General features: G+C 74.5%; 10 protein-coding genes and 1 pseudogene. 1 reads left to right on the forward strand and 10 read right to left on the reverse strand.

From position 1 onward, the window contains the following. Positions 1 to 12 precede the first annotated feature (12 nt). The 7 genes from AAHH18_RS16630 to rpsB form a co-directional block, all read right to left on the reverse strand. Positions 13 to 570, reverse strand: a complete 558-nt coding sequence (locus AAHH18_RS16630) for a DivIVA domain-containing protein (RefSeq protein ID WP_283319963.1) — start codon at positions 568 to 570, stop codon at positions 13 to 15. After that, a complete protein-coding gene (rlmN, locus tag AAHH18_RS16635; RefSeq protein ID WP_343302379.1) occupies positions 570 to 1694 on the reverse strand; it encodes a dual-specificity RNA methyltransferase RlmN in 1125 nt (374 codons plus the stop codon). The genes AAHH18_RS16630 and rlmN overlap by 1 nt, the downstream gene beginning before the upstream one ends. A 13-nt stretch (positions 1695 to 1707) precedes the next feature. Further along, the gene (locus AAHH18_RS16640; protein ID WP_283319961.1) at positions 1708 to 2562 is read right to left on the reverse strand and encodes a phosphatidate cytidylyltransferase; all 855 of its coding nucleotides are present in this window, start codon (positions 2560 to 2562) and stop codon (positions 1708 to 1710) included. Next, the gene (gene frr / locus AAHH18_RS16645) at positions 2562 to 3119 is read right to left on the reverse strand and encodes a ribosome recycling factor (RefSeq protein WP_283319960.1); all 558 of its coding nucleotides are present in this window, start codon (positions 3117 to 3119) and stop codon (positions 2562 to 2564) included. Before frr ends, AAHH18_RS16640 begins: the two co-directional genes overlap by 1 nt. A 78-nt stretch (positions 3120 to 3197) precedes the next feature. Further along, entirely contained in the window at positions 3198 to 3920 is a 723-nt protein-coding gene (gene pyrH, locus AAHH18_RS16650) for a UMP kinase (RefSeq protein WP_283319959.1), read from the reverse strand. A gap of 103 nt (positions 3921 to 4023) precedes the next feature. Further along, positions 4024 to 4869, reverse strand: a complete 846-nt coding sequence (tsf, locus tag AAHH18_RS16655) for a translation elongation factor Ts (RefSeq protein WP_283319958.1) — start codon at positions 4867 to 4869, stop codon at positions 4024 to 4026. A 45-nt stretch (positions 4870 to 4914) separates the two neighbouring features. Further along, a complete protein-coding gene (gene rpsB, locus AAHH18_RS16660) occupies positions 4915 to 5886 on the reverse strand; it encodes a 30S ribosomal protein S2 (RefSeq protein WP_343302380.1) in 972 nt (323 codons plus the stop codon). Between the two features lie 431 nt (positions 5887 to 6317). Here rpsB and AAHH18_RS16665 point away from each other — a divergent pair. After that, a pseudogene (locus AAHH18_RS16665) lies at positions 6318 to 6791 on the forward strand (M23 family metallopeptidase); the annotation flags it as partial. A gap of 72 nt (positions 6792 to 6863) precedes the next feature. Here AAHH18_RS16665 and whiG read toward each other — a convergent pair. The 3 genes from whiG to dprA form a co-directional block, all read right to left on the reverse strand. Further along, positions 6864 to 7886, reverse strand: a complete 1023-nt coding sequence (gene whiG / locus AAHH18_RS16670) for an RNA polymerase sigma factor WhiG (RefSeq protein ID WP_343302381.1) — start codon at positions 7884 to 7886, stop codon at positions 6864 to 6866. 20 nt (positions 7887 to 7906) lie between these two features. Beyond that, a complete protein-coding gene (locus AAHH18_RS16675) occupies positions 7907 to 8839 on the reverse strand; it encodes a tyrosine recombinase XerC (RefSeq protein WP_283319955.1) in 933 nt (310 codons plus the stop codon). A gap of 409 nt (positions 8840 to 9248) precedes the next feature. Continuing rightward, the gene (gene dprA, locus AAHH18_RS16680; RefSeq protein WP_343302384.1) at positions 9249 to 10667 is read right to left on the reverse strand and encodes a DNA-processing protein DprA; all 1419 of its coding nucleotides are present in this window, start codon (positions 10665 to 10667) and stop codon (positions 9249 to 9251) included. Positions 10668 to 10697: the final 30 nt, after the last annotated feature.

Consider the following 10697-nt stretch of genomic DNA (forward strand, 5'->3'; position numbering starts at 1 on the left):
CCCGAGGCGGGGCTACTCCGCGGCGAGCAGCACGTCCACGGCGCGCTCGAAGAACGCGTCCACGGGTCCCTCGGCGTACGCCTTGGCGCCCTTCGCGCGCCGGAACACCGCCGAGCGCACCTCCTGCGCCGCCAGCGGCGTGTTGGTGTCGAAGTACGCGACCAGCCGGTGGCACAGCGCGTCGACGTCCTCGGCGAGGTACCCGGCCTGCCGGCCCTTCGGCGGGGAGAACCGCTCGCCGTCGGGCCGGGTCAGCCGGCCGTACAGCGTGCGCGCCTGCTCGGCGAGCTGCTCCAGCCACGCCTGCCGGCCGCGCTCCGCGATGAAGTCCGCACGGGCGCGGGCGACGAACGCCGCCTCCAGCCGGTCGAGCGCGGCGTCGACGGCCGTGGTGGAGTAGCCGTGGCGCACCAGGTCGAAGGCGACGGTGCGCACGTCCTTGCTCGACAGCGCCCCGGACGGCCCCTGCTCGTAGACGCTGCGTGCGTGCGTGAAGAAGTCGTCGACCTCCTCCGGGTGGTACCCGGTGCGCACGCCCGTCACCCGCCGGAACATGGTGCCGCCGCTCATCAGTCCTCCTCAGCCGCCAGCTGGCCGCACGCACCGTCGATGTCGGACCCGCGGGTGTCGCGGACGGTGGTGGGGATGCCGTGTGCGCGCAAGCGTGCCACGAACTCCTGCTCGACGGCAGGATCGCTCGCCGTCCACTTGGAGCCGGGCGTCGGGTTCAGCGGGATCGGGTTGCAGTGCACCCAGCCCCGCCCCCGCCGGTTCAGCTCCGTGCCGAGCAGGTCCGCGCGCCACGCCTGGTCGTTGATGTCGCGCATGAGCGCGTACTCGATCGACACCCGCCGGCCCGTCGCCTGGAAGTACTCGTAGGCGGCGTCGATCGTCTCCTTGACGCTCCACCGGGTGTTGATCGGCACGAGCTCGTTGCGCAGCTCGTCGTCCGGCGCGTGCAGGGACAGGGCCAGCGTCACCGGGATGCCCTCGCCCGCGAGCTTGCGCATGGCCGGGACGAGCCCGACCGTCGAGACCGTGATGTTGCGGGCCGACATGCCGAGGCCCTGCGGGACCGGCGCGGTCAGCCGGCGCACCGTCTCCATCACCGTCTTGTAGTTCGCGAGCGGCTCGCCCATGCCCATGAACACGACGTTCGACAGGCGCGTCGGGCCGCCCGGCACCTCGCCGGCCTGGAGCGAGGCCGCCGCGGAACGCACCTGCTCGACGACCTCGGCCGTCGACAGGTTGCGGGTCAGGCCGAGCTGACCGGTCGCGCAGAACGGGCACGCCATGCCGCAGCCGGCCTGGCTCGACACGCACAGCGTGGAGCGGTGCGCGTACCGCATGAGCACCGACTCGACCTTCGCCCCGTCGAACAGGTGCCACAGCGTCTTGACGGTCGTGCCGCCGTCGGCCTGCATCGTGCGCGCCGCCGTCAGCAGGGGCGGGAACAGGGCCTCCACCAGCTTGTCGCGGCTCGCGGCGGGCAGGTCGGTCATGGCGGCCGGGTCGGCGGTGAGGTGGCTGAAGTAGTGCGTCGCGAGCTGCTTGGCGCGCAGCGGCTTCTCGCCGAGCTCCGTGACGGCGGCGACCCGCTCCTCGGGCGTGAGGTCCACGAAGTGCTTCGGCGGCTTGCCGCGGGCGCCGCGCGTCGGCGCGGACAGGTTGAGTGCGACGGGTGTGGCGTTCATGGGTCCCCCCGGATCAGGCCGCGACGGGCTGGAGCGCCTCGAGCAGCAGGTACACGACGGGCGCGGCGAGCAGCATGGAGTCGATGCGGTCGAGCACGCCGCCGTGGCCCGGCAGCAGCGTCCCCATGTCCTTGAGCTCGAGGTCCCGCTTGATCATCGACTCGCCCAGGTCCCCGAGCGTGGCCACGGCGACGGTGGCCAGGCCCAGCAGCGCGCCCACGGCCGGGTCCCCGTCGAACATGAGGTGCACGCCCAGCACGCCGACGACGCACGCCAGCACCACCGAGCCGAGCAGGCCCTCCCAGGTCTTCTTCGGGCTCACCGACGGCGCCAGCGGGTGCCGCCCGATCAGCACGCCGACCACGTACCCGCCGGTGTCGTTCGCGACGCACAGCAGGATGAACAGCGCGACCCGCATCGGCCCGTCGTCCGCCGCGAGCATGAGCACCACGAACCCCGCCATGAGCGGCAGGTACGCCGCGGCGAACACGCCCGCCGTCGCGTCCCGCACCGCCGGCGCGCCGCTGCCGTCCAGCACCCGCCAGACCACCAGCCCGCCGACCGTCAGCACGAACGCGACGAACAGCGCCTCCATGCCCGCGACGTACGCGGAGACGAGGATGCCGACGTCCCCCACCAGCAGCGGGAGCACCGGGATGTGGACGCCCCGGCGCGCGAACGCCTGCGCCAGCTCCCACAGCCCCGCCCCGACGGCGAGCACCGCGACGACGCCGAACACCTCCTTGCGGAGGAACAGCGACGCCGCGACGGCGACCAGCAGGCCGAGTCCGACGGCGGTGGCGACGGGCAGGTCCCGCCCGGCACGCGAGGTGCCGGGGGCGGGGGCGACGGCGGGTGGAGCGGACATCAGACCTCGAGCAGCTCCGACTCCTTGGAGGACAGGAGCTGGTCGACCAGGTCGACGTGGCGCCGCGTCACGGCCTCCAGCTCCTTCTCGGCGCGGACGACCTCGTCCTCGCCGGCCTCGCCGTCCTTGACCAGGCGGTCCAGCTCGTCCTTCGCCCGGCGGCGGATGTTGCGCACCGACACGCGGGAGTCCTCGGCCTTCGACTTCGCCAGCTTCACGAACTCCTTGCGGCGCTCCTGCGTGAGGGCGGGCAGGGTCACGCGGATGACGTTGCCGTCGTTCGTCGGGTTGACGCCGAGGTCCGAGTCGCGCAGCGCCTTCTCGATCCCCTGCATCGACGACTTGTCGAACGGGGAGATGAGGATGGTGCGGGCCTCGGTCACGTTGAACGACGCGAGCTGCTGCAGCGGCGTCGGGCTCCCGTAGTAGTCGACGGTGATCTTGTTGAACATCGCCGCGTTCGCGCGCCCCGTGCGGATCGCGGCGAAGTCCTCCTTCGCGACCTCGACGGCCTTGTCCATCTTCTCCTCGGCCTCGAGGAGGATCTCGTCGATCACGGTTGCTCCTTCGGTTCAGGTCCTGCTGGCGGTGCGGGCGTGCGGGAGGCGTGCGGCCGGGCGGGCGCGCCGGCGGGGTCAGTCCTCGGTGACCAGCGTCCCGATCTTCTCACCCCGGAGCACGCGGGTGACGTTGCCCGGCGCCTCCAGCCCGAAGACGCGCATGCGCACGCCGTTGTCGCGGCACATCGACAGGGCGGTGGAGTCCATGACCCCGAGCTCCTGGACGATCGCCTCGGTGTAGGTCAGGTGGTCCAGCCGCACGGCGTCGGGGTCCGTGCGCGGGTCGGCGCTGTACACGCCGTCGACGCCGTTCTTGCCCATGAGGACCTCGTCGCAGTGCGTCTCGAGCGCACGCTGCACCGACACGGTGTCCGTCGAGAAGTACGGCATGCCGGCACCGGCGCCGAAGATGACCACGCGGCCCTTCTCCAGGTGCCGGATGGCGCGCAGCGGGATGTACGGCTCGGCGACCTGGCCCATCGTGATGGCGGTCTGCACGCGCGTGTCCACGCCGGCCTGCTCGAGGAAGTCCTGCAGGGCCAGGCAGTTCATCACCGTGCCCAGCATGCCCATGTAGTCCGCGCGCGCCCGGTCCAGGCCGTTCTGGGCCAGCTCCGCGCCGCGGAAGAAGTTGCCGCCGCCGACGACGATCGCGACCTGCACGCCCTCGCGGACGGCCTCGGCGATCTCGGCCGCGATGCGCCGGACCACGCCGGCGTCCAGGCCGACGAGCCCGCCGCCGAAGGCCTCCCCCGACAGCTTGAGCAGCACCCGCCGGGCGTCGGTCTCGTTGGTCACGGGGAACCTCCAGTGTCTTCGACCGCGGTCGACGGGTGCGTCGGGTGGTGCTCGCGCCGGTGGCCCCGGCCCTGCCGGGCCGGGGCCACCGGGTGGTGCGTCGTCAGGCGCCGACGCGGAACCGCACGAAGCCGGTCACCGTGCCGCCGACCTCGGCGAGCACCTGGGCGACGGACTTCTTCGCGTCCTTCGCGAACGCCTGGTCCAGCAGGACGACGTCCTTGAAGTAGCCGTTGAGGCGGCCCTCGACGATCTTCGGCAGCGCGGCCTCGGGCTTGCCCTCGTTGCGGGCGGTCTCCTCGGCGATGCGGCGCTCGTTCTCGACCGTCTCGGCCGGGACCTCGTCGCGGGTCAGGTACGACGGCGAGAACGCGGCGATGTGCGTCGCGATGTCGCGCGCCACCTCGGCGCCCTTGGCGTCGGTCGCGACGAGCACGCCGACCTGCGGGGGGAGGTCCTTGTTCACCTTGTGCAGGTAGACGGTGACCTTCTCGCCGGCGACGCGGGCGACGCGGCGGACCACGACCTTCTCGCCGAGCACGGCGGCCGTCTCGTCGACGACGTCCTGCAGGGCCTTGCCCTCGGCGTCCGCCGCGAGCAGGGCGTCCGCGTCGCGGGCGCCGGAGGCGACGGCGGTCGCGAGGACCTTCTCCGCCAGGGTGATGAAGGTGGCGTTCTTCGCGACGAAGTCCGTCTCGGAGTTCACCTCGACGATGACGCCGACCTCGTCCTCGCCGTCACCGGCGGTGACGACCTCGGCGGCCACCAGGCCGTCGGAGGCCGAGCGGCCCTCGCGCTTGCTGACGCCCTTCAGGCCCTTGACGCGGATGATCTCGAGCGCCTTGTCGGCGTCGCCCTCCGCCTCCTCCAGGGCCTTCTTGACGTCCATCATGCCCGCGCCGGTCTTCTCACGGAGCGCCTTGATGTCGGCCATCGAGTAGTTGGCCATGTGTTTCCCGTCCTTCTCGTCAGTACGTGTCGTCGGGCAGCCGGGTCACTCGGACTCGGCGTCGCCCTCGGACTCGGCGGCGGCGGTCTCGGTCGCGGCGGCCTCGGTCGCGGCGGCCTCGGCGGCGGCCTCGACGGCCGGAGCGGCGTCCTGGCCCGGCGTGGCGGCACCCTCGGCGGCACCGGCCTCGCCCGCGGGGGCCTCGTCGGCGGTCGCCTGCGTGGCGGCCAGCGACTCCTCGGCGCCCGCGAGGAGCTCGCGCTCCCACTCGGCCAGCGGCTCGGCGTCGGCCGGGGCGGCCTCGGCGCCGCCACCCTGACGGGCGGAGTGGCGCTGCAGGGTGCCCTCGGCGGCGGCGTCCGCGATCACGCGGGTGAGCAGCTGCACGGCGCGGATGGCGTCGTCGTTGCCCGGGATCGGGTAGTCGACGACGTCCGGGTCGCAGTTGGTGTCGAGGATCGCGACGATCGGGATGCCCAGCTTGCGGGCCTCGTCGACGGCCAGGTGCTCCTTGTTGGTGTCGACGATCCACACGGCGGACGGGGTCCGGGCCATGTCACGGATGCCGCCCAGCGTCTTCGCGAGCTTGTCCTTCTCGCGACGCATGATGAGCAGCTCCTTCTTCGTGTACGCGCTGCCCGCGACGTCGTCGAAGTCGATGAGCTCGAGCTCCTTGAGGCGCTGCAGGCGCTTGTTCACCGTCTGGAAGTTGGTGAGCATGCCACCCAGCCAGCGCTGGTTCACGTACGGCATGCCGACGCGGGCGGCCTGCTCCGCGACCGGCTCCTGCGCCTGCTTCTTCGTGCCGACGAACAGGATGGTGCCGCCGTGCGCGACGGTCTCCTTGACGAAGTCGTACGCGCGGTCGATGTAGGACAGCGACTGCTGCAGGTCGACGATGTAGATGCCGTTGCGCTCGGTGAAGATGAAGCGCTTCATCTTGGGGTTCCAGCGGCGGGTCTGGTGCCCGAAGTGGACACCGCTCTCGAGCAGCTGGCGCATGGTCACGACGGCCATGACAGGTCCTTCCGACGCGCCCACGTCGGGGGCGCGCACACTGATCGCGGGCCAGCCGCGTGGCCGACCCGCTCGTCCGGTTGTCGACGCCTCCCGGGCGGGCGGCGTCCCTGGCGCCACGCCCACGCCGACGCCGGGACGAACCCGGACCGCTGCCGGCGTCGGCCCGCCGCACCCACCCGGGACCGTCGGACGGTCCGGGTGCGAGCGCCGGTGATGACGCGCGATGTCGACCGGCACGCACCGGTCGCAGGAGGCAGTCTACCGGACGGGGCGAGCCGCCGGGACCGGTCCCGGGACGCTCACCGACGGTACCCGTCCGGCAGCGGGGCTCCGCTCCTCCCCAGCGCCGCAGCACGCGGTGCGTCCCCAGGCGGGAGCCCGCGGCCACGCCCGCCCGGCGACCCGCGCGGCACCGTGCCGTCATGCCGATGCGCCTCCCGCCCCCCGGACCACCCGCCGCCCTGCTGGCGCTGCTCGTCGTCGTCGCCACGCTCGCGGCGACGGCGGTCGCCTCCCTCGCAGCGGCGCCCGGCGCGACGCCGCACACCCCGGCCGGGTGGTCGCCCCCGGTGGACCCGTTCGTCGTGCTCGAGGCGTTCGACGCGCCGCCGCAGCCGTGGGCCGCCGGGCACCGGGGCGTCGACCTGCGCGCCCCCGCCGGGACGCCGGTGCGCGCCCCGCGGGCGGGGACCGTCACGCACGCCGGCGTCGTCGTGGACCGGCCGGTCGTGACGGTCCGCCACGACGACGGCCTGCGGAGCTCGGTCGAGCCCGTCGCGCCCCTCGTCGGGGCCGGGACGCGGGTCTCCGCCGGGGACGTGCTCGGGACCGTCGCCGACGGCGCCCGGTCGCACTGCGCTCCCGCGACCTGCCTGCACTGGGGGGTCCGGGACGGCGAGACCTACCTGGACCCGGAGGCCCTGCTCACCGGCGGGCCGGTCGTCCTGCTCGCCGGCGCGCCCCGGCGGCCCGGCTCAGCCGCGGTCGGCCTCCGTGAGACGGGCCCGCAGGCGCAGCATCGCCGCGGTGTGCATCTGGGAGATGCGCGACTCGGTCACGCCGAGCACCCGCCCGATCTCCGCGAGCGTCATGCCCTCGTAGTAGTACAGGACCAGCACGAGCTTCTCCCGCTCGCCGAGCTGGTCGATGGCGCGGGCCAGCAGGAACCTCGTCTCCTGCGCCTCGAACGAGTTCTCGGGGTCGGGCGTGCTGTCGTCACCGAGCGTGTCCAGCAGCGACAGCCGGTCGCCCCGCTCCTCGCCCGCGCCCAGCAGCTCGTCGAGCGCCGCGACGTTGACCGTCGAGAGCTGGGTGAACAGCGCCCGCAGGTCCCGGATGTCCATGCCGAGGCGGGCCGCCACCTCGCTCTCGGTCGGGACGCGGTGCAGCTCGCTCTCCAGCTCCGCGTACGCGCGGTCGACCGCGCGTGCCTTCGTGCGGACCGAGCGCGGGATCCAGTCCATCGCGCGCAGCTCGTCGATGATCGCGCCGCGGATCCGGGCGCCGGCGTACGTCTCGAACTTCACCGACCGGCCCGGCTCGTACTTCTCGATCGCGTCGATGAGGCCGAACATGCCGTAGGAGACCAGGTCCGCGTGCTCGACCATGGCCGGCAGCCGCATCCCGACGCGACCCGCCACCGCGGTCACGAGCGGCGCGTAGTGCAGGATGAGCCGCTCCCGCACGAGCCGGTCCCCGCCCGCCTTGAACAGCAGCCAGTCCTCCGCCACGGGGTCGACCGCCGGGGCGTCGAGGTCCTCGGACGTCTCCAGGTCCTCCACGGCCGCGAGGTGCAGCACGGCGGTGTCGGCACCGGCGTCCAGGACCTCGCTCCCGAGCACGTCGACGGCGTCCACGTCGGCGCGGGCCAGCAGGAGCTCGCTCTCCGCGTCGAGGTCCTGCTCCAGCGCGTGCTGACGGGGGATGACACCCAGCGGCGCCCAGGCAGGGCGGTCGGGCACCGCCACGGGGGCGGTGACCTCAGCAGGGACTGACATGCCTGTCTCCATCTCGGATGTCATGCGCGGGGGTGAGCCTGCTCGTAGGACGCGCGGAGGCGGTCCGCGGTCACGTGGGTGTAGCGCTGCGTGGTCGCGAGGCTGGCGTGCCCCAGCACCTCCTGGACGCTCCGGAGGTCCGAACCGCCCTCCAGGAGGTGGGTCGCGACGGAGTGCCGGAGCGCGTGCGGCGCCACGTCGTCGACCTCCGCGAGGCGCGACACGGCGTGCACGGCCTGCCGGAGCTGACGCTGGTCGGCCCGGCCGCCGCGGCGTCCGAGCAGGAGCGCCGCGCCGGAGCCGTCCGTGGCGAGCGCCGGGCGGCCCCGGGTGAGCCAGGCCTCGGTGGCCTCGACCGCGAGCTCGCCGACGGGGACGACCCGCTGGCGGTCCCCCTTGCCGGTCACCCGCAGCGTCCGTCCGCCCAGGTCCAGGTCGTCGACGTCCGCGCCGCACAGCTCGCCCACCCGGGCACCGGTCGCGTACATCAGCTCCAGCGCCGCCCAGTCCCGCAGGTGCACGGGGTCGCCGTCGTCGGCACGCCGGCGCGCCGTGTCGAGCAGCGTCGCCGCGGCGCCCTGGTCCAGGACCGTCGGCAGGTGCGCGGCGGGGCGGGCGCTCGCCAGCCGCAGCGCGGGGTCGGCGTCCACGCGCCCCGTCCGGGCGGCCCAGGCGAAGAACGTGCGCGCGGCCGACCCCCGCCGGGCCAGGGTCGCCCGGCTGCGACGGCTCGCGGCCATCGAGGCGAGCCACCCGCGGAGCACCGCGATGTCGACGCCCGTCAGGCCGCCGGCGCCGTGCCGCCGGGCGTAGCCGTCCAGGTCGGCCAGATCGCCCAGGTAGGCGCGCACCGTGTTCTCGGACAGGCCGCGCTGCGCCCGCAGGTGCACGGCGAAGGCGTCGGTCGCGGAGTCGTCGCTCCGCGCCTCCACCACCCCGGCCCCCGTCTGCACGGGACTACGGTCGCCTGTCACACCTCCGGGCGACAAGCGGTCTGTGGCGCGATTCACCCACCCTTGTACGAATCACGGTCAAATGTCCGATTCTGCTGTCCGATTCCGCTCTGTCGCCGGGGTGCGCGCGGTCCGCGACTTCACCCGACGCTCCCCCTGACGGACGCAGGACACCCCAGACGTCACCCGCTGGTGTGAAGCGCTTTCCGACATCTCTTGCGGACCGCGGCTCGGGATGCCGGGGCGGTTCGCGGTCTCGCGACGTCGTTCCCGCCTCGTCCTCCCCGGGACACCTTCGTATCTCGTCCCTCATGGCGCAGCCGAGGTGCCCCCAGCGACCTCCGCCGGGCCGGCGACGTCGAACGACCAGCACATCTCCCCTCTCCCGGACGCCGCCGCGGCCCTGCCCTCAGCGCCCCCGTGACGCTCGCACCCGCCGCCACCCCGCCGGGCTCCGCTCCACGACGCGCCGCAGCTCCAGCAGACCGAGGGCGGACTGGACGTCCCGGACGGCGAGCCCCGCCCGGCGGGCGATCTCCGGGACGTCCGCCGACCCGCGCGGCATCGCGTCCAGCACGCGCGACTCCACGCTGTCCGCCCGGTCCGCCGCTGCTCGTTCCGCTTGCGCGGCGGTGCCCCGGCCCGTCCCCGCCGCCGGCGAGGACCGCGCACCGTGCGTGTGCTCGACCGCCGGATGCCGGGTCGGCGCCTCCCCGACCGCCGCGCGTCCAGGCGGCCCTTCCCCGAGCCTCCCGCGTCCGCCCGGCCCGTCGTCAAGCGCCCCGCGCCCGCCCGGCCCGTCGTCGAGCACCCCACGTCGACCCTCCCGGTGTGGCGAGTCCTGCGCGCCCGGGGCGACTGCCCGTGGGACGCCCCCGGTCGACTCGGCAGCCGACCGCATCCCTGGTCCCGGCGCCGGAGCGGGAGGTCGCGTGGACGGTGGCGGACCGACGAGCTCGAGAACGTCGTCGACGCCCGTGATGCAGACGGCGCCGCCGTCGCGCAGCAGCCGGTGGCACCCGGCCGACGCCATGGACGTGACGGGGCCCGGAACCGCGCCGACGGGTCGCAGGAGCTCCGCCGCCCGGGAGGCGGTACTCAGGGCGCCGGACCGCCAGGCTGCCTCCACGACCACCGTCGCGCGCGTGCACGCCGCGATCAGGCGGTTCCGCTGGAGGAACCGGGACCGGGTCGGCGTGCTGCCCGGCGGGCTCTCGGCGACGAGCGCTCCCCCACCGGCCACCAGCGCCTCGAGGACGTCGAGGTTGGCGACCGGTGACGGCCGGTCGATGCCTCCCGCGAGGAAGGCCACGGAGACACCCCCGGCCGCGAGCGCGGCGCGGTGCGCGGCGACGTCGATGCCGAACGCCCCGCCGGACACGACGGTCACGTCGCGCGCGGCGAGTCCACCGGCGAGGTCCGAGGCGACGCGGCGGCCGTACACCGTGGCGGCGCGCGCTCCCACGACCGCGACCGCTCGCCCGAGCAGCGCGGCCGGGTCCGCGGGGCCACGGACCCACAGGGCGAGCGGAGCCGCGGGCCCGAGGTCGTCGAGGCCGTGCGGCCAGTCCGGGTGCCCGGGGTGCAGCACGACCGCCCCGACGGCGTCCGCCCGGTCGAGAGCCCGCAGCGGGTCGAGGTCGGCGAGCCGCGGCGCCCAGCGCTCCAACGCCCGGCCGACCACTCGGAGCCACCGCTCGTCCCGCGCGTCCGGGGCGGTGGCACCGGGCGGACGCGCGGAGTCCGTGCCCAGCAGCCCGCCCGTGCCCCGCGGTCCGTCCGTGCCCGCTGCACCCGGCGACCGGCCTGCGGCGGGCGCGCCCGGCAGCCCGCCCGCGCCCGCCGCGCCCGCCGCGCC

It is taken from the genome of Cellulomonas olei (assembly GCF_039548315.1).
Classification (GTDB): domain Bacteria; phylum Actinomycetota; class Actinomycetes; order Actinomycetales; family Cellulomonadaceae; genus Cellulomonas.

Coding starts and splice junctions, on each gene's coding strand:
- AAHH18_RS16630 (WP_283319963.1), bottom strand. CDS start 570: ATGAGCGGCGGCACCATGTTCCGGCGGGTGACGGGCGTGCGCACCGGG.
- tsf (WP_283319958.1), bottom strand. CDS start 4,869: ATGGCCAACTACTCGATGGCCGACATCAAGGCGCTCCGTGAGAAGACC.
- AAHH18_RS16640 (WP_283319961.1), bottom strand. CDS start 2,562: ATGTCCGCTCCACCCGCCGTCGCCCCCGCCCCCGGCACCTCGCGTGCC.
- rlmN (WP_343302379.1), bottom strand. CDS start 1,694: ATGAACGCCACACCCGTCGCACTCAACCTGTCCGCGCCGACGCGCGGC.
- rpsB (WP_343302380.1), bottom strand. CDS start 5,886: ATGGCCGTCGTGACCATGCGCCAGCTGCTCGAGAGCGGTGTCCACTTC.
- whiG (WP_343302381.1), bottom strand. CDS start 7,886: ATGTCAGTCCCTGCTGAGGTCACCGCCCCCGTGGCGGTGCCCGACCGC.